General features: G+C 43.4%; 26 protein-coding genes, 1 pseudogene and 1 riboswitch. Of the genes and pseudogenes, 19 read left to right on the top strand and 8 right to left on the bottom strand.

Features of this window, described 5'->3' with window-relative positions; translation table 11 throughout:
• Positions 1 to 201 precede the first annotated feature (201 nt).
• Positions 202 to 1,431: an ABC transporter substrate-binding protein gene (locus tag DCCM_RS01045; protein ID WP_231702591.1), complete on the bottom strand. Its 1,230-nt coding sequence runs from the start codon at positions 1,429 to 1,431 to the stop codon at positions 202 to 204.
• Between the two features lie 465 nt (positions 1,432 to 1,896).
• Between DCCM_RS01045 and DCCM_RS01040 the strand changes: the two genes are divergently transcribed.
• Entirely contained in the window at positions 1,897 to 2,232 is a 336-nt protein-coding gene (locus tag DCCM_RS01040; protein WP_104370613.1) for a hypothetical protein, read from the top strand.
• A 131-nt stretch (positions 2,233 to 2,363) separates the two neighbouring features.
• Positions 2,364 to 4,409, top strand: coding sequence for a PAS domain S-box protein (locus DCCM_RS01035; protein ID WP_104370612.1), 2,046 nt, complete (start codon positions 2,364 to 2,366; stop codon positions 4,407 to 4,409).
• Positions 4,410 to 4,559: 150 nt separating this feature from the next.
• Here DCCM_RS01035 and DCCM_RS01030 read toward each other — a convergent pair whose 3' ends face one another.
• Positions 4,560 to 5,162, bottom strand: a complete 603-nt coding sequence (locus DCCM_RS01030) for a hypothetical protein (protein ID WP_104370611.1) — start codon at positions 5,160 to 5,162, stop codon at positions 4,560 to 4,562.
• A 231-nt stretch (positions 5,163 to 5,393) separates the two neighbouring features.
• Between DCCM_RS01030 and DCCM_RS01025 the strand changes: the two genes are divergently transcribed.
• From DCCM_RS01025 to DCCM_RS18280, 4 genes are all read left to right on the top strand, one after another.
• Positions 5,394 to 6,920, top strand: a complete 1,527-nt coding sequence (locus DCCM_RS01025; RefSeq protein WP_104370610.1) for a YifB family Mg chelatase-like AAA ATPase — start codon at positions 5,394 to 5,396, stop codon at positions 6,918 to 6,920.
• Positions 6,921 to 7,617: 697 nt separating this feature from the next.
• On the top strand, positions 7,618 to 10,641 hold the full coding sequence (locus DCCM_RS01020; RefSeq protein WP_104370609.1) for a C25 family cysteine peptidase: 3,024 nt from the start codon (positions 7,618 to 7,620) through the stop codon (positions 10,639 to 10,641).
• Positions 10,642 to 10,872: 231 nt separating this feature from the next.
• A complete protein-coding gene (locus DCCM_RS01015; RefSeq protein ID WP_128739038.1) occupies positions 10,873 to 11,160 on the top strand; it encodes a hypothetical protein in 288 nt (95 codons plus the stop codon).
• 113 nt (positions 11,161 to 11,273) lie between these two features.
• Complete coding sequence (locus tag DCCM_RS18280; protein ID WP_128739036.1) at positions 11,274 to 11,660, top strand: hypothetical protein; 387 nt, start codon at positions 11,274 to 11,276, stop codon at positions 11,658 to 11,660.
• A 687-nt stretch (positions 11,661 to 12,347) separates the two neighbouring features.
• Here DCCM_RS18280 and DCCM_RS01005 read toward each other — a convergent pair.
• From DCCM_RS01005 to DCCM_RS18360, 3 genes are all read right to left on the bottom strand, one after another.
• Positions 12,348 to 12,548 (bottom strand): DUF3006 domain-containing protein, encoded by a 201-nt coding sequence (locus DCCM_RS01005; RefSeq protein WP_104370606.1) that lies wholly within the window; start codon positions 12,546 to 12,548, stop codon positions 12,348 to 12,350.
• Between the two features lie 368 nt (positions 12,549 to 12,916).
• Complete coding sequence (locus DCCM_RS01000; protein WP_207655519.1) at positions 12,917 to 13,708, bottom strand: sce7726 family protein; 792 nt, start codon at positions 13,706 to 13,708, stop codon at positions 12,917 to 12,919.
• Positions 13,709 to 14,348: 640 nt separating this feature from the next.
• Positions 14,349 to 14,555 (bottom strand): DIP1984 family protein, encoded by a 207-nt coding sequence (locus tag DCCM_RS18360; protein WP_104370604.1) that lies wholly within the window; start codon positions 14,553 to 14,555, stop codon positions 14,349 to 14,351.
• Positions 14,556 to 14,653: 98 nt separating this feature from the next.
• On the opposite strand from DCCM_RS18360, the gene DCCM_RS00990 reads away from it, so the two are divergent.
• From DCCM_RS00990 to DCCM_RS00970, 6 genes and pseudogenes are all read left to right on the top strand, one after another.
• Positions 14,654 to 14,845 (top strand): HNH endonuclease, encoded by a 192-nt coding sequence (locus DCCM_RS00990; protein WP_231702590.1) that lies wholly within the window; start codon positions 14,654 to 14,656, stop codon positions 14,843 to 14,845.
• An 86-nt stretch (positions 14,846 to 14,931) separates the two neighbouring features.
• A pseudogene (locus DCCM_RS19095) lies at positions 14,932 to 15,631 on the top strand (recombinase family protein).
• Positions 15,632 to 15,656: 25 nt separating this feature from the next.
• Positions 15,657 to 16,208, top strand: a complete 552-nt coding sequence (locus tag DCCM_RS19090; protein ID WP_231702587.1) for a DUF3450 domain-containing protein — start codon at positions 15,657 to 15,659, stop codon at positions 16,206 to 16,208.
• Complete coding sequence (locus tag DCCM_RS00980; RefSeq protein ID WP_165791971.1) at positions 16,192 to 17,127, top strand: GAF domain-containing protein; 936 nt, start codon at positions 16,192 to 16,194, stop codon at positions 17,125 to 17,127. The genes DCCM_RS19090 and DCCM_RS00980 overlap by 17 nt, the downstream gene beginning before the upstream one ends.
• A gap of 13 nt (positions 17,128 to 17,140) precedes the next feature.
• A complete protein-coding gene (locus tag DCCM_RS00975) occupies positions 17,141 to 17,503 on the top strand; it encodes a hypothetical protein (protein ID WP_104370601.1) in 363 nt (120 codons plus the stop codon).
• Between the two features lie 594 nt (positions 17,504 to 18,097).
• Positions 18,098 to 18,319 carry a PspC domain-containing protein gene (locus DCCM_RS00970; protein ID WP_104370600.1) on the top strand — a complete coding sequence of 74 codons (222 nt, stop codon included), beginning with the start codon at positions 18,098 to 18,100 and terminating at the stop codon, positions 18,317 to 18,319.
• A gap of 62 nt (positions 18,320 to 18,381) precedes the next feature.
• Here DCCM_RS00970 and DCCM_RS00965 read toward each other — a convergent pair whose 3' ends face one another.
• Complete coding sequence (locus tag DCCM_RS00965) at positions 18,382 to 18,828, bottom strand: MaoC family dehydratase (RefSeq protein ID WP_104370599.1); 447 nt, start codon at positions 18,826 to 18,828, stop codon at positions 18,382 to 18,384.
• Positions 18,829 to 18,943: 115 nt separating this feature from the next.
• Here DCCM_RS00965 and DCCM_RS19385 point away from each other — a divergent pair, with 115 nt between their 5' ends.
• The 3 genes from DCCM_RS19385 to DCCM_RS00955 all read left to right on the top strand — a co-directional run bounded on the left by DCCM_RS19385 (position 18,944) and on the right by DCCM_RS00955 (position 20,294).
• The gene (locus DCCM_RS19385; RefSeq protein WP_269433722.1) at positions 18,944 to 19,078 is read left to right on the top strand and encodes a hypothetical protein; all 135 of its coding nucleotides are present in this window, start codon (positions 18,944 to 18,946) and stop codon (positions 19,076 to 19,078) included.
• Positions 19,065 to 19,508: an HIT family protein gene (locus DCCM_RS00960; protein ID WP_104370598.1), complete on the top strand. Its 444-nt coding sequence runs from the start codon at positions 19,065 to 19,067 to the stop codon at positions 19,506 to 19,508. Before DCCM_RS19385 ends, DCCM_RS00960 begins: the two co-directional genes overlap by 14 nt.
• Positions 19,509 to 19,625: 117 nt before the next feature.
• On the top strand, positions 19,626 to 20,294 hold the full coding sequence (locus DCCM_RS00955; RefSeq protein ID WP_165791970.1) for a nitroreductase: 669 nt from the start codon (positions 19,626 to 19,628) through the stop codon (positions 20,292 to 20,294).
• A gap of 456 nt (positions 20,295 to 20,750) precedes the next feature.
• Here DCCM_RS00955 and DCCM_RS00950 read toward each other — a convergent pair whose 3' ends face one another.
• Both DCCM_RS00950 and DCCM_RS00940 read right to left on the bottom strand, forming a co-directional pair.
• Positions 20,751 to 21,659, bottom strand: a complete 909-nt coding sequence (locus DCCM_RS00950; protein WP_104370596.1) for a DHH family phosphoesterase — start codon at positions 21,657 to 21,659, stop codon at positions 20,751 to 20,753.
• 531 nt (positions 21,660 to 22,190) lie between these two features.
• Positions 22,191 to 22,733, bottom strand: coding sequence for an HD-GYP domain-containing protein (locus DCCM_RS00940; protein WP_104370594.1), 543 nt, complete (start codon positions 22,731 to 22,733; stop codon positions 22,191 to 22,193).
• A gap of 105 nt (positions 22,734 to 22,838) precedes the next feature.
• A riboswitch (cyclic di-GMP riboswitch) is annotated at positions 22,839 to 22,922 on the bottom strand.
• A 92-nt stretch (positions 22,923 to 23,014) separates the two neighbouring features.
• Here DCCM_RS00940 and DCCM_RS00935 point away from each other — a divergent pair.
• The 4 genes from DCCM_RS00935 to DCCM_RS00920 all read left to right on the top strand — a co-directional run bounded on the left by DCCM_RS00935 (position 23,015) and on the right by DCCM_RS00920 (position 26,293).
• Positions 23,015 to 23,713, top strand: a complete 699-nt coding sequence (locus tag DCCM_RS00935) for a LytR/AlgR family response regulator transcription factor (protein ID WP_104370593.1) — start codon at positions 23,015 to 23,017, stop codon at positions 23,711 to 23,713.
• Positions 23,714 to 24,033: 320 nt separating this feature from the next.
• Positions 24,034 to 24,279, top strand: a complete 246-nt coding sequence (locus DCCM_RS00930) for a GIY-YIG nuclease family protein (protein ID WP_104370592.1) — start codon at positions 24,034 to 24,036, stop codon at positions 24,277 to 24,279.
• A gap of 317 nt (positions 24,280 to 24,596) precedes the next feature.
• Complete coding sequence (locus DCCM_RS00925; protein ID WP_104370591.1) at positions 24,597 to 25,670, top strand: HD-GYP domain-containing protein; 1,074 nt, start codon at positions 24,597 to 24,599, stop codon at positions 25,668 to 25,670.
• A gap of 14 nt (positions 25,671 to 25,684) precedes the next feature.
• A complete protein-coding gene (locus tag DCCM_RS00920) occupies positions 25,685 to 26,293 on the top strand; it encodes a PilZ domain-containing protein (RefSeq protein WP_104370590.1) in 609 nt (202 codons plus the stop codon).
• Positions 26,294 to 26,403: the final 110 nt, after the last annotated feature.

Below are 26,403 nucleotides of genomic sequence, written 5' to 3'. Positions count from 1 at the left end.
TGGGATGAGGAATGTCCTAACGCATTTAAGGGGACACGCCTTTATTTCGGGCCTGGCTTTTGGGATGAGGAATGTCCTAACGCATTTAAGGGGACATTCTTCCATTTCGGATCAGGTTTTGGGGTGAGGAATGTCTCCAATTTATAAAGTTCGCTCTAAGGGTCTGGCGGGAGAATAGCCCTTCCGGACCCAAAGTTTACTTTATTCCAGAATAGTCCACTTGCCGTCAACTATTTTCAGCATCACCAGGGCGTCTTTGGTCAGGCCGCTGTGATCCTGGGGAGACATGTTAAACACCCCGGAAATGCCCGGGTAATTCTGGGTTTTTTCCAGTTCATCCCTTATTTTAGCCCTGTCGGGCCCCGCCTTTTCCAGGGCCGACACTATAAGCGAAACCGCGTCCGCGCCGTGACCGCCAAAGGTGCTTCTGGGCTGATTGTATTTATTTTCATAATCAGCGGCGTATTTCACCAGAACAGCCTTCTGGGGATCGCTGTCCGGAAGGCTTTCCGCCACCAGCAGCCTGCCCGCCGGGAAGATTACCCCGTTGGCCGCGTCCTGGGCTAAATCCACAAAGGTTTTATTGCCGATGCCGTGACTATGTATCAGCGGCGCGTCAATCTGCAGTTGCCGGTAGTTTTTGGTTACAATGGAGGCCGAAGGAGGAATGGCCCATACTATCACGGCGTCCGGCCGGGCGGCCTTTACCTTGGTCAACTGGGCAGTCATATCGTTGTCTGTGGCCCCGAATTTTTCATCCGCCGCAATTTCAATGCCCGCCTTTTGCGCGGCCGTTGTAAACTCTTGCCTGCCGCTGTCACCGTAGGCGTTGTTCATGCACAAAAAGGCAACCTTTTTGGCTCCTATACTTCCCAGATATTCTATAATTTTTTCCACCACCACGGAGTCGTTCTGGGCTGTTTTAAATACCCACTGCCGCTTATCCACGGGATTTACTATGGATACGCCGGCGGCAGCCGACACCAGGGGCACCTGGTTTTTCTGGGCCGTATCCACTATGGCCATGGAGGTGCCGGTGGTACTGGGTCCGGCAATGGCCAGCACTTTATCCACTTCGATCAATTTTTTGGCCACCTGTACGGCTTTAGTCTCATTGCTCTCGTTATCCCCGATGACAATTTTCACCGGATGTCCGTTAATCCCGCCCCGGGCGTTAATTTGCTCCTCCAGCAACAACGCTGAGTCCCTTTCCGGGACCCCCAGCGAGGAAGAAGGGCCGGTAATATCAAAAATGGCCCCGATCTTGTAAACCTCTTTTTCCTGACCGCCCTGCTCCCCGTCTTTAGCTCCCCCGCCGCAGCCCGCCAAAAGCAGAAGCGCCAGCGTCAACACAACCGGCAAAATGAATCTTTTTGAAGCAAATCCAAACAAATTTTTTTCCTCCCTGCTCTTTAGAATATATATTTCCACGGAAGCTCCGCCCCCGAGTATTTTCCAGGGCAGGGAAAAAGGGTAAATAAAAAGGCACCAGGTGGGTGCCGTAAATAGCCTTCCCTACCGTACTACCGTACTACCGTTGTCGCGGACTAAAAGCAATATTTTAGCCGCGTCCACCAGGGAAATTATTGGCAGACAAACAAAAAAACACCCGATGGAGTGTTTAATAAGCCAACTTTCCCTCCCGTACTTCCATCCGTTTATAATAATTTAAAACCATTTATCACTGTTTACTCAAAACCAAGGAAACAACTTCATGCCATAAATAACCTGCCATTCTACTTCCATTAAATATAACATAATAGAAATACTGGTGACAAGTTAAAAAAAAGATTACATCTATGGAAATTAATGTGTTTAGTTATCCCGCCGTAGTGGAAACATATTTTATTACCGGCTTAATTTATGCGCATACTAATTGCCAAAGGAGGTGTAAAAATGCGTTTAATCGCAAGAATGTCTGATAAACGTCAGGTGGGCTTCCTGGTGGATACACTCCGCAAAGGCGGGTTCGACCGCAAGGACATGATTATTTCACACTTGGGGGACACGGACGAAAGGCTTTTAAAAGACCCGGAGGAAGTGGCCGACGAAATCTCTTTCATTAAGACCGAGCGGGACGGACTTTGGGAGACGGGTTCCTTCGCGCAGGGTATCAAAGAGCTTAAAGGTAAAACAGGAATCCTTGTGGCGGTAAATACCCCAAAACTTGATGCTGACCGGGTAAGAGCCATGATGGAACAATCGGGCGCGGCGGATATTATCCAGGATTAGCCGGCGTTATGCCGGCAGCGTACTTTATTTGATAATTAATTGATATGCTTGAAGGATTATGCAAATTATTGTAAGAATATCCTATTAATTTCTATATACAAATACCGGTTCGGACACAGAGGTAATTTAAAATGCATTCTATTGAAAAAGACAGGGAAAAATTATTACGCGAAATGGCATCCATGCGCCGCAGCATTGACGAACTTGAGCAGTCCAGGGAAACACTCCGGAGACGTAATGATATGTTGAAGGTGTTGTCCCAGTCATCCGCAAATCACCTGGAGTTTCCATTTGCCAAGATTAATTACCAGCCAATAGCAAAGCAGCTTTTAAAACTCACGGGCGCCCTATGCGTAGCGGTCAATACATATCATGAAGCTGAACGAATGGCCACAACCAGGGCTTTGGCGGGGAAAAAGCAATTTCTTCAAAAAGTTGTTGAATTAGCGGGCTTCAGTCCGGTGGGCAGGATCTGGCCGATCGATGATGAATACCTTGTACTTTACAAAACAGGCCGGTTAGTGGAGATTAACGGGCCATATGAACTGCTGTTTAAAAATATCCCCGGACTAAACTGCCTGAATTTTGAAAACATATATGAAACCGGCAAAATATATGGAATAGGGTTAGTACGGAAGGAACATATATTGGGTAACCTCACCATTATCATGCCTGCGGGGAAAAAACTTGAAGAAATTGACATGGTCGAAATTTTTGCCAATATACTGGCGGCCGCTTGCCTGCGCAATAATGCCGAGAAGGAATTAGGTGAAAGCCGCCAGCGATATCTCTCCCTGATTGAAAACTTCAGGGACGCCATTTTTGTTGCCAGGTCCGACGGAAGATTTATTAATGCAAACCCTGCGGCTTCCCGGTTGCTGGGCTACAATAAAAATGAATTGCTGAAAATGAATATACCTGACATCCCCCCCTCCGAGTTGGTGGAAGTAATTATGGCTAAATTTAATGAACTGGTTGAAAAGGGTGTCCTGGAAAATTTTGAAACAATCCTGCAACATAAAAACGGTAGTCATGTCCCTGTTGAAATAAGCGCCACCGTGCTGCCTGAAGGATTATATCTGGGCACCGCAAGAGATATCAGGCAAAGAAAAGGTATTGAAGAATGCCTGCGGCTCTCCGAGGAACGTTTCTCTATAGCCTTTAACGCCAGTCCCAGCCTTATGATGATTTTGAATTTTAAAACCGGGCGAATAATTGATGTAAACGACAGCTTTTTACTCAAACTGAAATACCAAAGACACGAAGTCCTGGACAGGAAAACCACGGAACTAAAATTCTGGGTTAAATCTGAGGAGCCCGGATCTATAAGGAGGAAAATAATAGAAAAGGGTACTGTATATAACCGCGAAATAAATATATATGACAGTTCCGGCGAAATTCACGTGGGACTGTATTCTGCCGACAAAATATACATTGATGGGAAAGAACATCTCCTGGCCTCCATCAATGATATCACACAATATAAAAATCTGGAAAAGGACATGGCCCGCCTGGAGAAGCTTCACCTGGTGGGAGAAATGGCAGCCGGAATAGGGCACGAAATCAGAAATCCCATGACCACAATCCGGGGGTTGCTGCAGATGCTGGGTAAAAAAGAAGAATGCGTAAAATATAAAGAATTCTACGACCTGATGATCAGCGAGCTGGACAGGGCCAACTCCATTATTACGGAATTTCTTAGTGTAGCCAAAAACAAGCATACTGAATTTAAAACCCAGAATCTAAATGAAATACTTCGAAAAATATTGCCGTTAATACAGGCTGACGCCATAAACGCCAAGATGCAACTGTCGGTAGCGACGGAGAACGTCCCTGATACACCTTTAAATGAGGAAGAAATCAGGCAGCTTATACTTAACCTGGTCAGAAACGGACTTGAGGCCATGCCCGCCGGGGGAATACTGGAGATTAGAACTTACAGCGAAAACGGTGAAGTATTTCTGTCGGTAAGGGATCAGGGCAAAGGCATAGAAAAGGAAATCATAGACAAAATCGGAACCCCCTTTTTTACCACCAAGGACTATGGAACCGGGCTGGGCCTTGCCACCTGCTACGGCATAGCCGCCAGGCATAACGCAGTAATCAGCCTGGAGACCGGTCCCGGCGGTACAGCGTTTTCCGTCAGGTTTAAAGTGAACCGCCCCTCCCTTCGCTAACGCTTTCGGGAGGGGCTTCCAGGAGCATAGGCAAAGTTGCGAAACTTCCTGGTTCACCGTAAGCCAGTGGGCCTGGCTCCCCAGGCATCGATTCGCCCGGTTTCCGGCCTGCTACCCAACCTTTTAGTTTCTTTAGGCCGGACTTGAAACTTATGCGCCCAGCTTCTTTAACGCATCGTTAAGCTTACCCAGGTAGACTTGATACTGTTTTTCGGTTTCAGCATATTTTGTTTTTAGCTCGGCGTCATTTAGGTTCTTTATCTGCAATTTTGTTTTACCCTGCTCCTTTACATATTCGCCCTCGGTTGCCAGCCGGATCATTGTAGCCGCAGATGAACGCAAATTTTTTCCGTATTTCAATCCATCCTTGTATAAGGGATCGTCTTTAAATCCGGTTCCCAGCCGGTATTCCCTGTTAAAATCATTGGATTCGCTTTTAATTTTGGCAATATCGGGCTGTATCAGTGATAATTGGCTGTTTAGTTTTTCCCGGTCTATTTTACCCTGGCCAAAGCTGGTATATAAATCAGATATCTTTTTATGCTGGGGTTCCAATTCGTTTGCCAATTTCCTCTCTTTTTTGGCGATCTCCGTTAAACCGACCGTTTTTCTGACTGTTGACTCCGTGGTTCCCGGTGCAGTGGCCGAAGGCTTATTATCCACATTGGTTTCCGGTTTTTTGCTTGCCGAGCAACCAAATGCCATAGCCAGCAAAAGGGTAACAAACAATAAGGACGTCAAAAATTTCTTCACAATAATTCAGCCCCCCGCAAATTTGATTTACTAAGTATTATTGGGAAAACGATATAAGAATATAAATGGCAAAAACCGCCTGTGCGCACCCGGGGGCAAATGATTTCCTGTCCTTAACATTAACATTACAAGGAAAGTCCCACTATTTAAGAAAAGACTGAAATTAATAGTAAAATGTGGTAATATATGAGCGAAAAGGTCTGATCATTTCCATGGAGCGAGGTATATCAATTGCTCTCCATAATCAACAGTACCGCCCTGCACGGCCTCGCAGGCCACATAGTCAAAGTCGAGGTGGATGTCTCTAACGGGCTGCCCTGCTTTGATCTGGTCGGATTGCCCGATGTGGCCGTAAGGGAGTCCAGGGACAGGGTAAGGGCGGCAATTAAAAACTCGGGGTTTGAATTCCCGGTAAAACGTATAACTGTAAACCTGGCCCCCGCCGATATAAAAAAGGAAGGCCCCATGTACGATCTGGCCATAGCCGTGGGAGTACTGGCCGCCACGGGGCAAATAGACCCGGAAAAATGCGGCCCGCTCGTATTTATTGGCGAGCTTTCACTGAAAGGGGACGTGCGCGGGGTTGCCGGCGTACTGCCCAACGTGCTGGCGGCTGTGGAGAACGGATTCACATCGGTGGTGGTTCCCCGGGAAAATGCCGGAGAAGCCGCGCTGGTCAGAAGCGCCGGCATATATCCGGTATCTTCGTTGAATCAGTTAAGCTATTTTTTAACCGGTGAGGAAGAAATATTTCCTTATACCCCTGATGAAAATGAACATCGCCCCGGCCGGGACAACCGTTATCCCGATTTCTCGGAAGTAAAGGGCCAGTATGCCGCCAGGCGGGCTCTGGAAGTGGCCGCCGCCGGCGGGCACAACGTTCTGATGACGGGAAGTCCGGGATCCGGCAAAACTATGCTGGCCCGCTGCCTTCCAGGCATAATGCCGGACTTGAGTTTTGAAGAAGCTTTGGAAACCACCAAAATATACAGCCTGGCCGGGCTTCTTAAACCGGGCCAGGCCATGATAACCGAAAGGCCCTACCGGGCGCCGCATCACAGTGCCTCCTCCATTGCCCTGGTGGGGGGGGGAAAATATCCCCGGCCCGGTGAAATCAGCCTGGCTCACAACGGCATACTTTTTCTTGACGAAATGCCGGAGTTTCACAAGGATGCCCTGGAGGCCCTGCGCCAACCCCTGGAAGACGGCACCGTAACCATTTCCAGAATCAACGCGTCACTCAGCTACCCGGCCAGACTGATGCTGATCGGCTCCTGCAACCCCTGCCCCTGCGGCTATCATGGAGACACGCTCAAGGACTGCAACTGCACCCCCTTGCAGGTGCAGCGCTACATGGGGCGTATTTCCGGGCCTCTGCTGGACAGGATAGATATTATTATAGACGTTCCCAGGGTTACTTTTGACGAACTGGCAGACAGTCAGCCGGGAGAAACTTCGGAGGCCATAAAAAAAAGGGTCGAAGCGGCCCGGGCCATACAAAGGGAGAGATTTAAAAACTCCGGTACAGGCTGTAACGCCAACATGACCGGCTCAGTTGTAAGAAAGAACTGCCTCCTCTCCCGGGAAGCCTCAAGCCTATTGAAATCTGCCTTCAAACAATTGAAGCTCAGCGCCCGGAGCCACGACAGGGTGCTGAAAGTGGCCAGAACGGTGGCCGACCTGGCCGGCAGCGAAAGGATCCAGGCGGAGCATCTGGCTGAAGCTGTCCAGTACCGCCGGGAAATGCAGGGTGGATAGCTTTAATTGACCGGAATCCCCAAATAAGAACCAGGTGCTCCGGGCTTGGAGTATATTATTACAAAAATTTCGCGAATATAAAGTGAGTCTTGGGTTTCGAAGGGTTTCTACCCTTCGAAACATACGTTGGGGACATTTTTCACCCAAAGTCAGGCTCTCAATAGAGGCGTGTCCCCTTTGCTTAGGCTGAAGTTTGAGACTTTCAAACTTTATTGTTAGAAAGGAAGTCCAAAACCCTGTATAGATAATGTTGTTCCAGACAGGAGAAGGCAGACCAATATATTGTATATAGGTTCTTGTGGAACCGTCTTTGTTGGTGAAGGTTTTTGACCTCGGATGGATCAAAAATCCCTGAAAAGTGCCAAGCTTAAGCCTAAGAAAATATTGTCAACCCATGCAGGAATATTTTACAATTATGCCGAAACATAGTAGAAAATATCCCCAGGAACAAAATCCGCGCTTCACAGCGCGGATTTTGTGATGTTTTCAGGCGTCGACACATTCTGACATTTTATCACGGTGTGGAGGTGATTTAAAATGCCGTCGCTTACATTTACAGAACTTTCAACACTAAAATAGTTTAAGTTTATTAAGTACATAAAGAAGGGTAAATTGTTGTTTAATCTGAATGCGTAAAGCTTCCTGATAGTATTCTTTATTTTATAAGGAATGATAATTATAGTGGAGGTTATTGTATATGAGGTCTGCAAAAAAACTGCTCACATATCTGCTGATATTGGTTATTGCTATTGTTTCGCCTGTCTGTCCTGCGCTGGCGGCATCAAATGAAGGCGATTCAAAAGGCTTCGACGTTATCTCAAAAACATATAAATTTGGCACAGCAATAGTTGGCCCAAAAGATTTATCGGGCTTCAATTCGGTTAATATCAATAGTCTAAAATTTATGGGTAAACCGGGGCACCCTATGATACCCTTTAAATCTGTTGTGTTGCTTATACCAAAAGGAAAAAGTATTAAAAAGGTAAACATCTCTCTTGGCGAGCAAAAATTAATTAATAATGTCAAGATTAAGCCGGCTGCTAATATTTATCCCACATTTTCAAAGTCCTTTCTAACAACACCCAATACAAAAATATATAAATCTGACGCCGCTTATCCCGGCAACAGTAATTCAGAGCCGATGGTACAGTGGAAGTCAGCCTATCAACTACTTTTTATTAATTTATACCCAGTTCAATTCTTTCCTTCCCAGGAGCAAATAAAGGTGGCGGAATCCATTAAAATAGACATATCGTTAAAAGATTCCTCCCCGACTAATTCCTTTGCCAATGTAAAACCCACGTCTTTGGACAAAAAAGCCGTTTCCCAACTGGTGGATAATCCGGAAATTTTGCAAACGTATGATTCCAACGACAGTAATTTTTTTTCAGAAGATAAAGTAAATCAGCAGGCACAGTCATCTGTGCTAATTGAAGGAAACGCTGATTATGTTGTTATTACTTCCCGGGATTTTGTTAACGATTTTCAGCCGCTGGTTGACTGGAAAATGTCAAAGGGGCTGACGGCGGCCACTGTGACGGTGGAAGATATCTATACTAATTATCCAGGAGTTGATCAGCCGGAGCAAATAAGAAATTTTATAAGCGATGCTTATCTTAACAATCAGAGTCTGTTTTTTTTGCTGGGCGGCGATGCTGACGGCGGCGATGAGGGTTCGGAAAGCGGAGATAACATTGTGCCGGTAAGAAAGCTATGGGGGCCATTTAGCGACTATCCTTCCCCCATTGCAGCCGATTTATATTATGCTTGTTTAAACGGTGATTTCGATGGTAATGGTAACAGGATATATGGTGAACCCGGAGATAATCCGGATTTACTGGCAGAAGTGTATGTAGGAAGGGCACCAATAGATTCCCATGATGAAGCCTCTAATTTTGTTAACAAAACGATTAATTATGAAAAAGCAAATAAAAATAAGTCAGCCTGGATGATTGGGGAAAAGCTAAGTGAGGATGACCCTCATTGTTCTGTTGAATATGCGGCAATACAACAAGATGAAATGGATCCGAGCCTTGTAGTAAAGACATTGAAAGAACTGCGAGATAGTAAGATTTCTGATGAATATGTTAGCTTCTATTATAAAAACAGTGATTTCTTCAAACAAGCCTTTATAAATAACGCTTTGCTCCTGGCACATTTTACTAAGCTGCTGGTGAAATATGTCCCAGAGTTGAATAATATTTTATCCGGTAATGGCTGTGACAGCATTATTAACCAAGAAGACATTGATAATTTACTGGATTTAACCACGGAATTTCACAATGAATTAACAGTAATTAACATACCTGCGGATAATTTGCAGGATATAGAAGCAAAAATATACCAGTTACAAAAATATATAACTACACTGGAAGGAAAAACAATACAAAATGCCCTAGAAATGTCTCCCTATGTAGACCAAAAGAGTACAAACAGTCTGGCCGACGAAACCTGGGGTGGTGATTGCAAGGATGAGATTAAGAATGGATCGGAGAAAGAGTTTTCAACAAAAGGGTTCCCTTCTGGTTATACAGTAAACACGCTGTATGATCGTGATTATGAAGGAAATGACTGGCCCAAATCGGAGTTGGTAGATAACGTCATAAACACCGATCCAAATTTAATAAACCATTTAGGACATGCCGATATTACTAAACTTATGAAAATGGAAAACGGTGACGTCGATTCCCTGACAAATACAGAACCATTTTTTTTGTATAGTCAGGGATGTTATGCAGGCTCCTTTGACAACATGAACACAGATGGCACTATAAACAGTAGCGACTGCATCTCAGAACATCTGGTAACAGGCAGCAATGGCGCCTTTGCAACCATTGTTAATTCCCGCTACGGCTGGTTTACAAAAAATGATACAAGGGGATCCTCCCAGTTTTTTGACCGCCAGTTTTGGAATTCAATTTTTGGAGAAAAAATATATAACCTGGGCGCTGCCTTAAATTACTCTAAGGAAACCAATTTAACGTATCTGGAAAATAGTGATAGCAGCAACTATATTAGGTATTGCTATTATGAAATTAACCTACTCGGCGACCCGGAAACAAAGCTTACTATAAAGGAACAAGGTTCACCAGTATTAAGAATTAACAATACTAAACCTGCGACCAATCAAAAAGGCGTAAAATTGGATGAAACAATTACTGTTAAATTTAACAAGGCTGTAACAAAAGGAGATAATTTTCAGCAAATATTGGTTAAAAATTCTAGTGATGAACCAGTGGCCACCAATAACACTATTTCTTCAGATACATTGAGCATTGACCCCATTGAACTACTTAAAACAAATATGGCTTATACAGTTTATATCCCGGCCAGCGCTGTTAAGGATAAAGAGGGCAACAAACAGGAGAATTCTTACTACCTGTATTTTACAACCGGAACTAATGACAATGTTATCATGGTAGATAGCTCTTACCCTGAAGATGGGGAAGTTGATATCCCGTTAAAACCAATGGTAAAAATTGAGTTTGACCGGGAAATAGTAAAGGGGAAAGACTTCAAAAAGATAAAACTTAATGATTATAACAATAAAAGCGTTCCTTATAAAGCCTCAATTAAAAAGAGTGCGTTGACAATTACACCCAAAAAGAAATTAAACGAAAATGAATCATACGTGTTAACAATTCCCGCAAACGCTGTAAAAGACAAAAATGGTGCCAGTTTGGCAACAGACCATATAGTCACCTTTACAACAACAGATTAATGCTAATGTTTACTGCTCAAATGCAAGGCGTCTGTGAAAATAGCTCACAGGCGCCATATTTTTTAATCTTCTCTGTAATAAAATCAAGAAAATACCCGGGTTTTCTGGGATAATTCTTGTAGGCTTCTTTTAACAACTCCCTCCCTCACCGCCAAATTCTGCTATATGATTAATCCAACCATATAATCACCTATCCCAGGAGGACCTCTATGCGTATCGCCATCTATGCCCGTGTCTCATCCGAGGGCCAGACCGAACCATTACACCGGAGACCCCTCCGGACGCTTTCTATTGACCATTTTAACAGGTGTAGCGGAACTGGAGAGGGAAACTGGCTTTGACTTGGCTCTAACAGGACAGCACGGAACTGGAAAATGGCTTGGCGGCATAGTACCTTATGAGTACATCGTAAACACCGAGGGTTACCACGAAACAAACGAAAACCCCCTCCCCAGCGTCAACATGACCGAGGATGATGTCGTGCGTCTCATTCACCGCTTGGTAGCCGAAGAGAAATAGAATCAGAAAAGGAATGTATCCTGGAATTGTTCAGGAAAAAAGTGATCAATTTCTCCGATGTTGAAAAGCAGTTTAGTAAGATTTAGCAGGAAAAGGCTTCCCTGGAACAACAGGTGAGAGATATTGAACTGCGGCTTAACTCCGGGGAAAATATATTTGCCAATGTTGCCTCGAAGGAGGAACTCCTGGCGGGGCTCCGAGATAAAATAAAAGAAGACCCTCCGTTTGAGGTTAAGAGAGAAATCGCAAAAACCCTGGTGAAGGAAATAATCGTCCATACCCGCCATGACAATGACGGGATAAAAAGGCCCAAGGCAAATGTGACGGTTCGCTATAACCTTACCAAAGGTATTGTCCACACGGGTGCCCGTGTAGTTAACATAAGCCCCTACCCGGTAAAGAAACCAGGTAGGGGCTTAAAAATTTACTTGCAACTTCATTTGCATGCCGACACCTCCTCAGATGCCGGCTATTTGTTCTTTCTTTCTGTTTCGATGTAACGGAAACCTACGTTAGCAAATTCCATAAAGCCGCGAATTATTTTTACAATACCGTTTTTTATTATTGCTGTCATCGTACTTACCTCCTTGTTTTATTTGATTTAATAATCTTACTAGTACTATTTTTTCTCAATAAAGAAGCTGCCAAACGTATTAACTGGCAGCTTAACAGCTAATTGCAATGTCTATTATTTCACAGCTAAAAAATGAGCCCTTAAATGCATATTGATTTCACAATAGCAACCTTTAGTACAAGCAGTAAACAGTTACTTTGTTTCCATATAAATCACTCCCCGATAAAAGGAACGATCTTTATATATCTACCATACTATACTATGACAGTGAAACAAAAGGAGGTTATTTAATGGGTTACGGTTGCGGCGGAGGCGGCGGTTTCGACGGTAGCTTTATTCTCTTTTTGATACTTATTCTCCTGGTCTTCTCAATGCCTTATGGCGGAGGCTACTGCCAAAAGTAAATGAAAACCCCTGGAGCGAGTGCCCATAAAAGGTCTTCCTGCTCCGGGGGTTTTTACTTTTCCTCCCCGGTCCTGCCGGGGTTCCATATCTTTCACCCCAGTTGGTCGATGTGCCAGAGCTGGAGATATTGCAGTCTTTTAATTGGCGTTGAAGTCGGCGAGTAAAAAGACTGCCACCCAAAAGATAAATAGCCTTTTCATACGGAACCTCACTCCTTAAACAGGTCATCAGCCAGGCCATGGACTTCTTTTTTCAAGTTGGCTGTGGCCTCGGTGTCGACGGTTATCGTTATCTTTATGACATCTCCCTCTTTGGCCCCCTTGGGAATGAGCGATTTAGGGACGTGGAATATTTTTCGATTCATTTCAATTAAAGCATATTGGCCTTCAAAACGATTAATGATTTGCATAAAAAAAGACCTCCTTTATCATGGAAGTATTTCGCTACCCAGTATATTATTTTCCTTCAAGTTGTCTTATTGTCTGGTTGATAAAGTTAAATTTTCCCTTCCATCTTTTTTATCTCATGAATGGCAGTTTCGTCATCAGCAAGAAAATCAGCGAAAGCCTTGCCCTTCATGGCTTTTATTTTTGAACGCAGAAGGCCATTGACGTCTTGTTCTCCTTAATCCATCGGACAACCTAACAGTTTTACCGAAAACATTCCATACTATGCCACTACCTCTAATTAAAATAATGTAACGGTGCTGTACCATAATGTTCAGCCATTTAGGCGTTGACATGGGCGGTAATGAGGAATTTCAATAAGGCATTACCTTCATACCATGGAAGAATTCTTGTAATACACCCAGTAAGGATCAACCGGCGAAGCAAAAAAAGCTTGAGCATCAATAGGTTGTATTTCTTTAAAAACTTTGCATAGGTATTCCCAACGGTCCTTAAACTTGTGTTTGAGAGCCGTTTTATAATACATGTTAAAATCCACCCCAGGGAGAAAACTTCTAAGCAGGTTTTCCCTTTCTCCACGGATGCTGGGGATCTTCTTTTCTCCAAGCTTTCTAAGGATAAATTCTATGTCTCTTGAGGTTAAATTTTCCATTTGAGAATCGGTGTTTAATTTGGGGCTCAGTTCCGCTGCCTTTTCTTCTTCGAGATGTATTTTTCCGGTCCTTACTTTACCGGTCCTTACTTTATATGTAATGACCCCGCAGTGGGCAGGAACAATGTCGCGAACCTTATCCAGATGCTTAGGGTGAATGACGACATAAATATATTCCAGGACTTTTGAGTAGTCCTCCAATTGCTTTGAAAGCTTTGTTAGCGTATCCAACTCTGTTTTTATCTCATAACCATATGAGCAGCCGTTAATCCGCCCTAAATCAAGCCTGCTATTGCCAATATTCATTTCAAAGACGGTAATGTCTTTTTTCTTTTTCTTGAACTCCTTAACCATCAGAAATTTGACCACTTTTTCACAATGGTAATATTTCATTACCATGTCATTGACAATCTTATGCCCTACCACCGTTTTTCTCAACGGCTTTAAAACTGGTTGAGCCCGTTCCGGTATAGCTGCATCAATAATATTCCATATATGATAATCATTCATTAACGGTTGATAGGAATCATGTAGCGTTTTTGCTATATGAACCAGCTCGGGTTTGTCAAAGCTTTTTTCTATTAATGAAAACTTGACATCATAAAAACCCCTTACTGTAGCCTATCCTTCAGTTCATAATCTTATTTAAATTCTAGTTATGCGTCAATAAAAACGTGTCACTCGAAAAAGGTGTTTTTGTAAAATAGCGCCATGAAAATCCAAGAAACTCTTCTGTTTATAGAATATAAAAATTTTCCCAAAAAGGAATAATCTACATCCTAGCGAAAAACTTCTGAATTTATGCTCATGCCCCGGCAACCCCGGGGCAATTCTATTGTACTGAGGCTGCTGCCCAAGCTGCGGGGTATGAGCATTATGGGGTTTGTAAGCCATAAAAAATAAGAGAGGGGCATACTCATGGCCCCTCTTTTTTATCTAATATTTTTGCCCCTTACCCACCCTCGCCAAAACAATAGATCAGAACATGGTAGTAACATTAACGATATAATGTAAACAGTTACATGTACGAGGCATGAACTGTAATTGCAGGAATCGAACCCGCTAGTGCTGCCTTCGCACCACCATCGAAATGCTTAACAGGCATTTTTTTCTGTCCTCGCCTCTATTAATTTTGGCTACCAACAAAGATTTAGCTCTCAATAAGCTCTACTGTCCAGTTTTTTTCCTGGATTTTTGAGTCAAGTTCACGATATTTTTTTGATAAGTCATCAACTTGCTTTTGTATTTCCGCTATATTAACCGTACTAAAAAATTTAACCTCTGACTTGCTGTATCTATCTTGCTTTATGGAAGCAGCCTCGACTAAATCATACAAAATGACGAATTTTAGTAACATTCCCATTAACCACTATCGGGGAGTAGAAAAATGACCTTCGACAACGAGATCCCTACGTTTCTGAGTACGCCAAACGTAAGGCAAAAGGCATCTGCCAGTTGTGTGATTCCCCGGCCCCATTTAAGGACAAAAAGGAAGAACCCTACCTGGAGACACATCATATTGAATGGCTCTCGCAAGGAGGCACAGACACAATAGACAATACTGTCACCCTTTGCCCGAACTGCCATAGGAAGATGCACACACTAAATTTAAATTCAGATATAGAAAAGTTGAAATTGAAGATTTAATTCCCTTTGTATTTACCCCCTACCTAATCACCAAATTTTGCCATACAATAAACCCAAACATCTGATCCCTCGAGGAGGCACCTCACATGCGTATAGCCATCTATGCCAGAGTTTCGTCAGATGATCAGGCTGAAAGAGGAACAATAGAAAACCAGCTTGAGTTCGCCAGGAAATATTGCGACCTCCACCAGCTCGAAATCCAGGATTGGTATAAGGATGACGGCGTTACCGGAACCATCCCCTTGGAGGAACGGCCGGAAGGTGAACGCCTTCTCGATGACGCCAGGCCGCTTTGACCTCCTCCTCATCTACAAGCTGGACAGGCTCGGAAGGTCCGCCAGAATCATTTTAAACGCCGTCTACGACTTGGAGAAGCATGGGATAAAGATACGCAGTATGACCGAACCCTTCGACACTGGAGACCCCTCTGGACGCTTCTTACTGACCATTCTGGCCGGGGGTAGCAGACCTGGAAAGGGAAACGGCTCCAACAGGGCTGCACGGGCTGGAAAATGGCTTGGTAGCATAATACCTTATGGGTACATCGTAAACACCGAGGGATACCTTGAAATAAACGAAAACCCCCTCCCCGGCGTCAACATGACCGAGGCTGATGTCGTGCGCCTCATTTACCGCCTGGTGGCCGAAGAAAAATATTCAACTATAAAGGTGGCTGATTACCTTAACGCCCTGTGCATCCCCACCTCTTACGCCAAGGATGGCCGTAAAATGCGCAAAGGTATCCGGAAAGTCAACACCGCAGGGATCTGGCGGCCAGGCCGGTGAGGCGCTAAAAGAGAGTGCCGCCGGCATGGAGGACAACAGTTCAAAAAAATACTCCCTTCTGGCGGAAAAGGCCACCCTGGTTAAAGAAATGGAAGGAATAGAATCCGAAAAGGAGTGTATCCTGGAATTGTTCAGGAAAAAAGTGATCAATTTCTCCGATGTTGAAAAGCAGTTTAGCAAGATTGAGCAGGAAAAGGCTTCCCTGGAACAACAGGTGAGAGATATTGAACTGCGGCTTAACTCCGGGGAAAATATATTTGCCAGTGTTGCCTCGAAGGAGGAACTCCTGGCGGGGCTCCGAGATAAAATAAAAGAAGACCCTCCGTTTGAGGCTAAGGGAGAAACCGTAAAAACCCTGGTGAAGGAAATAATCGTCCATACCCGCCATGACGATGACGGGATAAAAAGGCCCAAGGCAAATGTGACGGTTCGCTACAACCTTACCAAAGGTGGGTGCCCGTGCGGCTATCATGGAAACCGCTCAGGGACTGCAGCTGCGCTCCCTGCAGGCGCAGCGCTGCAGGGAGCGTATTTCCGGAGCCAAAAGAGGAGCATTTTGGATGAAGGCATTTTTTAGTTACGCCTTAGGGATTTTTTTATCAATTATTCTTTTATTAGCCCTTAGCAATGTAGTGGTATCTTGTTGCAAACATCTGGGATACACAAAAGAAGCCGGTTCGGTAGCAATCTATTTAGGTTCCATCCTTTCAGTTTTAATAATTGGCATAAGTATTGGAAGACATATAATGTCAAACCCAAATGCAATAGTAATCGGCGGTGTTGCCGTGCCTAATTATTTATATAGTGAAAAATTTGAGAAAAATTTTTTTGCCCTTGACCAAAAAACCCACAATGAAAATAAAATACTAAAAAAGAATAACGAAAGCCTTAAAGAGCTATTTGATCAAGTATACCAGCAAAAAGAGGAACATAAAGCATTGCTGGAACAACTCATATATGTTAATGATATATTTATTAGACACCATAATAATGCAAGCAGATTAATCCGTTCATTACTTAGCCTATGGAAAGAAGGAAAGGAAACATGGCTTTTTGAATTCTGTAATTGCGTATTGGATGAGTGCGTTACAACTCTTACTAAAGATCGCGCGGATAAATCATCTGCGATATATTTTAAACATAATGATATTATGGAAATGTACGCATATAATAGAATAGACTATTCATCAGCAAGAGAAAGAAAATTTAAAATAAGTGAAGGATTTACCGGATCTATTTGGGCTATAAACACGCCTGATATTGTTCAAAATGTTTCCCTGGATGACAGGTTCAAAGGAGAGTTTGCGCCATTACATGAATATGGTTCTATCCTCGGATACCCTGTACATATTGGTTCGGAAACCGTCGGTGTTTTATGCATACAGAGTGAATCAATAAATGGTTTTGAGCAGGATGACCTTGTTATGGTAAGTTTTTACGCGGAAATATGTGGACTTGCCAAACTGTGTGATATACTAAAGAAGAATAATTGTTAAAGGAGGGGCATCCGTGGCGGTAAAAGCCTCTCATTCCATGGACATGGTAAAAAGAATTCGGGAAGGATTCAAACAATCCATTGAAAAAGAAGATGAACTAATCCGTAAGGCTAATGAATACGGATATGTCATGGTTCAAAATATAAACAATGCCCCCTCCTTTAGCAAGATGAGGGGAAAAAAGCCAAAGCAACTTATTATGAGTATAAACGACCTTCAAGACATGGCTAACAACCAGGACTTTACTATCGCGAATGATATTAACGGAAAGAAATTTTTAATACAATATAAACCCAATAATAGAAGAACAGTTTCGGTTCGCAGTGAGCCCCGAAATATTTCATCCCATAAAGAATTAAACGGGAATAAAAAATGATCACATCAAAACGGCCCCTTCGGCGGCCGTTTTTTCTTTATAGTAACAGATATAATTGTACGGATGTCCTGCCAATTATAACAAGTATATCCCCGGATAACATAGTCTGGTTTGAAAATGCTGCTGAAGCTAAAAGCTGCAGGCTATGAGCCCTGTAAGGTGTGTAAGCCGTAAGTTATGGAATGACCCTCGCCAGGTGCCGGAGGTTCTGGCCTTTTGGCCCAAAGCGGAATATTGTCATTCCATGCAGGAATATTTTACGTTACGCCGAAGAGTATGTAAGACAATAGTCTCAAAGAAAAACCCACGCCGGCTGGTGTGGGTTTATGGTGTTTCAGGTGTTTCGACAAGAATCGTCATAACAACTGCCTGGACCAAAACTGGTGACCGGCACACTGATGGCAAGTTACCTGTGAGCTTATTGATTATAATGACGTCCTGAAGGTACGGTAAAGGTATCCGCAAGGAAAACACCGCGGATCACCCGGCCGGAGCGGTCCGGTACCGGCGGAAAAAGCAGGGTGGATAACCGGGCCGGTTTGTTTCGTATAATAAAAATACAAAAATAAATTACCTGTCAAAGGAGTGATTTTCTTGGTCAGCAGAAAACTGCGCAGGTCAAACAGATACAAAATGATAGCCGGCGTTTGCGGAGGCCTGGCAGAGTTTATAGGCTGGGACCCAACGCTGGTACGGTTGCTATATGTGATATTGTCAGTATTCTCAGCTGCCTTCCCCGGGATTATTGTGTATATTATCGCCTGGTTTTTAATGCCCAAAGACAACTCCAACGGCCCGGTGATAGATATTGATTAAGAAGAAGATTTTCCCGGGGGCGCGGGTTTTACAAAAGAGGGGTGCGGACTTATACAGCCGGTCTATTTGGGAGTATTATTACGCTGCTCATAAACCGGCATAATTTTTCCTGATACCTCCCCAACCAGTACGGCTCCGCCTTCCTGGTTGGTACAGGTAATCTGAAGAACCAGTTTATTTTTTTCGGCGTCCTTATCTATTATGGTGACCCTGGCGCATATGGTATCTCCTATATATACCGGCGCCAAAAAACGAAAGGACATTTTACCGGCAGGGTATGGCTCGGGAAGTAAAGTGCCCCCGGCGTGGGTAAGCATACTGGCTGTGAGAAGACCCGGCACGACCCTTCCCTTGTAGCCGCAAAGCTTGGCAATTTCAGAATCCATGTGTATGGGATTAAAATCTCCGGTTATTCCCGTAAAGTTAGAAACATCACCATCAGTAAAGGTACGGTAAAATGTAACGTTATCGCCCACCTGCATATCCTGCCACGAAGAAAAAAAACGCATGCTTTTATCCCCCTCATATTACTGGTAGGTTTGTTTTCTATAAATATTCTGAAAAATCCTTCGCTTGCACCTATTGTCAGTCTTTATAAAACCAAATGTTCGGGGTGAACCGCTAATGAAAAGGATTAAATTGACCAGGACGGCATGGCAAAGGAAACCGCAGACCCAGGTTGTTCCTAATAAAAAGGCGTTGAAAAAAAAATACGGCTGCAGGAAGGCCAAGGGGTCCACAAATAATGAAGCCGATTAGCAGGGGTAATAAAGATAATACTGATTTTCGGAAGGCTCCGGAGCCCGCTGCGAACCCCGCCTGTCCTTTCTGCGATCCCGGGAGAAGAGGACAGGCCGTGGCTGAAAATGGTGCGGTTATTGCCATAAAGGACAAATACCCGGTAACGCCGGGTCACCTCCTGATTATCCCCCGCAGGCATACGGCCGACTTCTTCACAATGACCTCCCGGGAGCTAAAGGATGCTGAAAATCTTATAAAATACTTGCGGAATAAAATCTCTGAAGACGACCCCACTGTTTCAGGCTTCAACATTGGCGTAAACTGCGGCGAGGCAGCCGGACAAACCATAACGCACGCGCATATACACCTGATACCCCGGAGAAAAGGCGACACGGAATCGCCCAGAGGCGGCGTTAGAGGGGTTATACCAGAGAAGATGAGTTATTGATATATCGCTTTTGTCAGGCAGGATACAGGCAAGAGTCAGGAAAGAATAGTAAATTTAAGATTTGCATAGTTTAATAATTGTATTATGAAACAAAGTATGTACAGGAGGTGTATTAAAATGCAGGAAGGATTGTTTGAAGCAATAAAAGGGCGGTATAGTGTGCGGGCTTTCCTGGATAGAAAAGTACCGGAGGAATTAATTGAACAAATATTGGAGACAGCGTTAAAATCCCCTTCCTGGGGGAACAACCAGCCCTGGGAGATTGCAGTTGCAAGCGGCCCGGTTCTTGAAAAAATTAAAATGGAGTATTTAAAAGCAATGGATGAGGGAAAGCCGCACGCGCCTGATATTCCTTTCCCGGATTCCTGGCCGGAAGAGAACAAAAAACGGTATTTTGAAAACGGTGTCCGTATGTACGAAACCATGGGAATTGCCAGGGATGACCAGAATGCCAGGAATGAATTTGCCAGAAAGGGCTTTGGGCTGTTTGGAGCTCCCCATGCTGTTTATCTTTTTCTGGATAATGGACTCTCGCCCTGGGCACTGTTCGACTTGGGGCTGTTTACTCAGACCCTCATGCTTACGGCCTACGGCCTTGGGTTAGGAACCTGCACAATGGCAATGGCGGCTGTCTACCCTGATATTATTCGTGAAGCGTTGGGAGCAGGGCAAAATAAAAAACTTGCCCTGGGAATCGCCATCGGTTATCCGGATACAAAGGCCAGGATAAACCAGCATCGAAGCACCAGAATCCCCTTTGCTGAAGCAGTCCGGTTTTTGCGGTAAAACACTAGCCCCTACACGGCGGGAAACCGGGTAGGGGCTTAAAAACCCACCTGCAACTTCTCCAGCATGCCGGCACCTCCTCAGTCGCCGGCTATTTGTTATTTCTTTCCGTTTCGATGTAACGGAACCCTAAATCAGCAAATTCCATAAACCCGCGAATCATTTTTGCGATACCGTTTTTAACTTTAGTTGTCATTATGACGACCTCCTTGTTTTATTTGATTTAATCTTCCTACTAGTGCCATTTTTACTCAATAAAAGAGCTGCCAAAGGTATTAACCGGCAGCTTAAAAGTTAATTATATTGTCTAGCGTTTCACAGCTTAAAAAAAGAGCTTTTAAATGAACATTGCTTTCACAATAACAATCCGGAACCTGACCCAAAATCACTTCGGCTGAAAGAATCCTGTCTCGCCCGGGGGAAAAAGTACAGGACGGCTTAAAAGATACGCCTGGTTTATCCCTGAAATTTTTGGATTAATTGGTTAAGCACTTCTTCCGCCTGCTGGTTGGACACCTGGCATGTTCCAACGTTTGTATGCCCGCCGCCTCCGTAACTGAGCATAATTGAACCGATATTTACACTGGAACTCCTATTAAAAATACTCTTTCCGCAGGTAAATACACAATTGCCCAACTTGCCGTCAACAATCCATATATTGATATTCGCCGCAGGGTATAAGGCATAAGGCAAAAATCGGTTACCGGTGTATATGGGATCAACATTTCTAAGATCCGTTACCAAAACATTATTATGAATAATAGAGGTTGCTTTAACCATCTTTATAAATAATTCGGTTTGTTCAAAGTATAATTTTGCCCTTTCCTTAACATCAGGATCTTCCATTATCTCGGCTATTGGCTTATGTATTATATCATTCGCAAGTTTCTCCATAAGCTGATAATTACTAATGCGGAAATCCCGGAACCGTCCGAGGCCTGTGCGCGGGTCCATAATAAAAGCCAAGAGCGCCCAGCCCTCAGGGTTTAATACTTCCTCCCGGTTAAATTGGGCCGAATCAGCCTTATCAACGGCAATCATTAACTCATCAAAATTGGGGCCGAATTTTTCACTCCCCCCATAATAATCATAAATAACCCGCGCGCAGGACGGTGCGGAAGCCGATCGGCCCTCAAACCGCTCTTTCAAACTTCCCCTTTCCTCTTCCGAGCTATGGTGGTCAAACCACAGGCCACATCCTTTTGCGTAAGGAACATTGGCCAGTATGTCATTGGAATTAACCTCTATTTTGCCATCCTGAACATCTTTGGGGTGAACAAATTTAAATGAATCCACCAGGCCCTGTTTAATTAATAGTGCCGCGCAAGCTAAACCGTCAAAATCGGATCGCGTGAGCAACCGCATAGAAAAGCCTCCTTACTGAAGTCAAGTAGCCAATTTATTATAAATTAAATTGCCCTTGTGACATTCTACAATACCTGACAAAACTCCTTTTTGTTTAACGTATATTTAACACTGCTCACAATTATTATAAAGACCGCCGGAGCGTGCATTATTCCCCTGTTTATATAGTTGAAACAGTATCCTGACAGGTAAATAATGGTAGACAATCCGGATAGAAAAATTAAAAAGGAATAGGGTTAACCCGTGTCGAAATTTTACATCGCAATTATCGCAAAACAAGGGTATTTCTTGCTATTAAATACTAAGACCCGCCATACCGGTTAAGGAGGTTGTAAAAGTTGGAGAGCAGTGGTTGTTTATCTTTTTTGGGCAGTTTAGTAGTCCTGGTAATAATAGCAATTACAATTTTTAAATAATCGAAAAACATACGGCCGCTCACAGTAAAGACCGGCCCGTTATTATTCCAAATGAGAAACCCAAAAACCCGCTCATCAAGTAAAAAGCGGGTTTTTTGGTATACGGCAATTAAAATCATTCATCCTTCAGAAAAACTCTTCGATATTCATTGCCATGCTTAAGCCAGTATTTCAAAAAAAGTTCTACAACATCCGGATCAAACTGCCTGCCTGCGTTTTCAACTATTTCCTCTATTGCCGCATAAGCCGGCAACGCTTTTCTATATGGCCTGTCCGAAGTTATGGCGTCAAAAGTATCCGCTACGGCCAAAACACGACTATATAAGGGGATTTTCTTGCCTTTGAGACCCAATGGGTACCCTTCTCCATCCCATCTTTCATGATGACACAGAACCGCTTTAACTACCTCATCGCAATATCCCATTTCAAGCAGCATCTGTGAGCCATCGTACGAATGGTTTTTAGTAACAGTAAATTCTTCCTGTGACAAAGGACCGTTTTTATTTAATATTATCGAAGGTACTTTTGTTTTTCCTATGTCATGGTATAATCCTGCAATTAATAAGTTATTTTTGCCTTTTATAATTCCCGCAGATATATAGGATACTTTTATACAGTGGTTTCTTAAACTCTCTTCCATATTTTTATAATACTCCATTACCGTATTCCTTTCGCTGTAGACTTGTTGCTTTGTGACGGCGAATCACTGCAAACCCACACATATTTAAACCATTTCTTGCCCAAGAAATGGTTTGTTACACTCCCCGGCAGCCTGGCAATCATACCATATCGGCTTAGACCCACGGCTTTGCGGCCCCGGGTTTCCCCAGGTGTGCCTTTACAATGGAAAACTATATTTAATATCCCGAGAGGAATAAAAGCGATTTTGCAGAATTATTTAATAATGCTTCTAATTTACATTATTAGGTGATTTTACCAATGAATGTTCTTATCGCCCATAGTGAAAAAAGTATAAGATCAGTGTTCATTAATGTAATGAAAAAAATTGATAGCATCAACATAGTTGGGGAAGCCAGCACTGGTTTTGAATGCATACAATGTATTGATAAATATAAACCTGACGTTATATATTTAGATATCGCCATGAAAGATATTTCTGGACTGGAGATAGGCAACATCGTAAATGTTAATTACAAAAACATTTTAATTGTAATTATCACATACAATGCAAAATTTATTTCGGAAGCATTAAAGATAAATGCGGTTGATTACATATTTGAGCCTATAACACCTGACAGAATAATATTGTCAGCCTTAAAAGCAAGACAGTGCTTAAATCACAACATCAAAAGAATGTCTATCAAAAGAGGCTCCAGTATCTATATTCTTGACATAAACAACATTTGTTTTGTAGGCAAAGAATTAAAAAAATCTGTTATATACACAGATGATGATAAAATTGACGTATATGAATCTTTAAATAACCTATTATATAAATTGCCAGGCAATAAATTTTTAAGAACGCACCAAAGTTATATAGTCAATGTAACAAAAGTGAAAGAATTAACTCCATTTAGTCCCGCATCTTATTATGTTCGATTTTCGGGAATTAATGATACCGCATTGCTTTTGAGGGAAAAATACGATGAATTCTGTAAAATGATCCAAAAAGCTTAATCAAATTTTCCGGGACTAAAGTCCCTTATTTTGAGACATAAACCTCATTTAAAAGACAATATATCATATAATAAACTTGGATTCAGCAAAATTTGACATCAATAAATTTTCTTTGCCTATTAGTGCATTTTCATGGAATATTTGTTAATATTGTTAAATAATAAACAGTTGCCGAAAACAGCCTTCAGAATTAACGTTAAAAATTCCCGATTTGACAAGGCTACTGAACCGGCGGCGGTGGTAACCGGCCTTACCTGGGAATGGGATAAGACAATTATTGCCAGCTGAAAAACATCAAAATTTATCGAAGGATTATATCTATGCCCTATACATATTTGCTTCAATGCTCTGATGGAAGTTATTATACCGGCTGGACAACGGACCTGGAGGCCAGGCTGAAGATTCACAATGCGGGAAAAGGCGCGAAATACACCCGAAGCCGACTACCTGTCCGGCTGATTTACTGGGAAGAATGCGCGAACCGCAGCGAGGCGCAAAAGCGGGAAGCCGCCATCAGGAAACTTAATAGAAAAGAGAAGGAGCTTTTAATTAATAAAGGCAACTGAAATGAACAAGTAAGATTAAAATTCTGAACAAAATCACCCTTCAGGCGACTGAGAAGTTATCCGCAGCTCCACCATGCTCATAATTTCCCTAATAAATCAAAAAACCGGGCAGGTGCCGGTTCATACGCTGACAGTGTCCTCTCCGGCGAGGGCACTTTTTGTTTCTCCTCATCCAGCATTACTTTAAATAAAATTAAAAGAAAATTTAGCGAAAAATGACGAGACAATAACTATAATTAATGACAGGTTGATAAATAATTTACCAATGCGGGGCCACTGCTAAAATTATATAATGCATGAATTAGGGCGGATCCGATATGGCAAATAATATTTATATTGACAAGCTAATCCCTAACATGGTATTAAACCAGGATATTTATAATGAGCACAATGTATTAATGCTTACCAAGGGTGCAATTCTGACAGGGGAAAACATCCAGACCATTAAGGTACTGGGTTATTCCAAAATAAGCATTCTCGAAGAAAGTAATTTAAATGAACCCGCCTGCTGGCAAAGAAGCGATGAGGAGATATTCATTAATTTCCAGAAAAAATATGAAAAATCGGGCAGGGAAACGGCTGAACTGATAAAATTCATTAGCGACGGAAATCAGTTTGACCTAGAACAGGCCTACAATATTCCGGAGTCAATTTTAAATGATATAAAATCCCCGTTTAACCTGATGTCCTATCTGAATATTGCCAAACAGCTGGACAACCACACCTTCGGGCACTCACTGAACGTTTCCCTCATCTGCGGCCTGATATGCCGCTGGTTAAAGCTTCAAAACAAAGAAACAAAGGACATAGTGGTGGCAGGACTCCTGCACGATATTGGAAAAACCCGAATAAGCCGGACGATATTACAGAAACCCGGGCCGCTGACGGAAGAGGAACGGGAGGAAATTAAAAGACACACCATATTGGGGTACCGGATTCTTGAAGCCGCCAGTTCCCCTCCCTCCCTCCGGGTGGGAGCGCTTTTTCATCACGAGCGGGAGGACGGTCTGGGCTACCCTTCCGGTCTGAATAGCGGCAACATACCCCTGTCGGCGAAGATAATTTCCATTGCCGATGTTTACGACGCAATGACCTCCAATCGCCCATACCGGGGTAAAATATGCCCCTTTAAAGTAATCGAACAGTTTCAGCACAACTTTTACGGCGCCCTTGACACCGGCATTCTATTGACATTTCTTAACAGAATTGCGGAATGTTACGTGGGTGAAGTGGTGCAACTAAGTGACGGCAGGACCGGGCAGATAGTGCTGATTAATCCGGGCACCCCGTCCAGGCCCCAGGTGTGGACCAGCGATGGTATTGTTAATCTAAAGAACGAACCGGACCTGGAAATTGATACCCTATTGCCCTGGTTCAACTTTGCCAGCTAAAAGGATTGGTGAAAATGTCAACTGGAGAAAAAATAACCATAAGGGAAAAACAGGAAGTCTGGTTGCGGGAAATCTCCCAACCCGGCGCGATACCAACCACCGTAACCAAAGTGGAGGGCGAAATCTTCTGGATAGGTCTCCCCAGGCACGGCGGGCAGGTTATGATGCTCCTGGAAAACCAGCCCGTTCAAGTAAGCGTTTCTTACCAAAAATCCTTTTTCTGCGGTGATAGTAAAGTGGCGGCCATAGGAAAGGATTTTGACAAATTTTACGGGCTGACTATACCGGAAGAATTTAATCCCACCAGGGAGCGAAGATTTATAAGGGCAAACTACCCGGTAAAAGTAATATTCAGAACTGACGATCTCTCCACGCAAACGGTTCTGGTGAATTTTTCCGCCGGCGGGGCAATGGTTTATTCCACGCCGGAAATTGAAAAAATTATCAACTCTAATATTAAAGCCACCATGTCCCTTAGAATAAGCAATTACGACTTTAAACTGGAGGTGCAGCCCGCCTGGCTCAGGAAAGTAGGAGACAAGGCCTTCGCGGGCTTTGAATTTACCGATTTGATGCCCGCCCTGCAGGGCGCCCTGGCGGCACTGGCTGTTAAATACAAATAAAGAGGTACAAGCCGTTCAAAAACAAACCTGGCGGGAGACTAAGCCGTTCGGCCCGTAACGCTCCGGCAGTAAAAAGGCCGGGGGACACACAGCTTTCAATGGTGCGTCCC

Origin of the sequence: Desulfocucumis palustris (assembly GCF_002933875.1) — a bacterium.
Taxonomy (GTDB): domain Bacteria; phylum Bacillota; class Desulfotomaculia; order Desulfotomaculales; family Desulfocucumaceae; genus Desulfocucumis; species Desulfocucumis palustris.
The sequence above is the reverse complement of the archived record's forward strand: the minus strand, read 5'-3'. Positions and strand labels throughout refer to the sequence as shown.

Excerpts from the sequence above, each read along its gene's own strand:
- DCCM_RS01020 (WP_104370609.1), top strand. The coding sequence starts at position 7,618 with ATGAGGTCTGCAAAAAAACTGCTCACATATCTGCTGATATTGGTTATT.
- DCCM_RS01035 (WP_104370612.1), top strand. The coding sequence starts at position 2,364 with ATGCATTCTATTGAAAAAGACAGGGAAAAATTATTACGCGAAATGGCA.
- DCCM_RS00980 (WP_165791971.1), top strand. The coding sequence starts at position 16,192 with ATGAAGGCATTTTTTAGTTACGCCTTAGGGATTTTTTTATCAATTATT.
- DCCM_RS19385 (WP_269433722.1), top strand. The coding sequence starts at position 18,944 with ATGAAAAGGATTAAATTGACCAGGACGGCATGGCAAAGGAAACCGCAG.
- DCCM_RS00935 (WP_104370593.1), top strand. The coding sequence starts at position 23,015 with ATGAATGTTCTTATCGCCCATAGTGAAAAAAGTATAAGATCAGTGTTC.
- DCCM_RS00930 (WP_104370592.1), top strand. The coding sequence starts at position 24,034 with ATGCCCTATACATATTTGCTTCAATGCTCTGATGGAAGTTATTATACC.
- DCCM_RS00940 (WP_104370594.1), bottom strand. The coding sequence starts at position 22,733 with ATGGAGTATTATAAAAATATGGAAGAGAGTTTAAGAAACCACTGTATA.
- DCCM_RS18360 (WP_104370604.1), bottom strand. The coding sequence starts at position 14,555 with ATGTTACTAAAATTCGTCATTTTGTATGATTTAGTCGAGGCTGCTTCC.
- DCCM_RS01000 (WP_207655519.1), bottom strand. The coding sequence starts at position 13,708 with ATGAATGATTATCATATATGGAATATTATTGATGCAGCTATACCGGAA.
- DCCM_RS00950 (WP_104370596.1), bottom strand. The coding sequence starts at position 21,659 with ATGCGGTTGCTCACGCGATCCGATTTTGACGGTTTAGCTTGCGCGGCA.
- DCCM_RS00965 (WP_104370599.1), bottom strand. The coding sequence starts at position 18,828 with ATGCGTTTTTTTTCTTCGTGGCAGGATATGCAGGTGGGCGATAACGTT.
- DCCM_RS00920 (WP_104370590.1), top strand. The coding sequence starts at position 25,685 with ATGTCAACTGGAGAAAAAATAACCATAAGGGAAAAACAGGAAGTCTGG.
- DCCM_RS01005 (WP_104370606.1), bottom strand. The coding sequence starts at position 12,548 with ATGCAAATCATTAATCGTTTTGAAGGCCAATATGCTTTAATTGAAATG.
- DCCM_RS00925 (WP_104370591.1), top strand. The coding sequence starts at position 24,597 with ATGGCAAATAATATTTATATTGACAAGCTAATCCCTAACATGGTATTA.
- DCCM_RS00955 (WP_165791970.1), top strand. The coding sequence starts at position 19,626 with ATGCAGGAAGGATTGTTTGAAGCAATAAAAGGGCGGTATAGTGTGCGG.
- DCCM_RS01040 (WP_104370613.1), top strand. The coding sequence starts at position 1,897 with ATGCGTTTAATCGCAAGAATGTCTGATAAACGTCAGGTGGGCTTCCTG.
- DCCM_RS00960 (WP_104370598.1), top strand. The coding sequence starts at position 19,065 with ATGAAGCCGATTAGCAGGGGTAATAAAGATAATACTGATTTTCGGAAG.
- DCCM_RS19090 (WP_231702587.1), top strand. The coding sequence starts at position 15,657 with ATGGAGGACAACAGTTCAAAAAAATACTCCCTTCTGGCGGAAAAGGCC.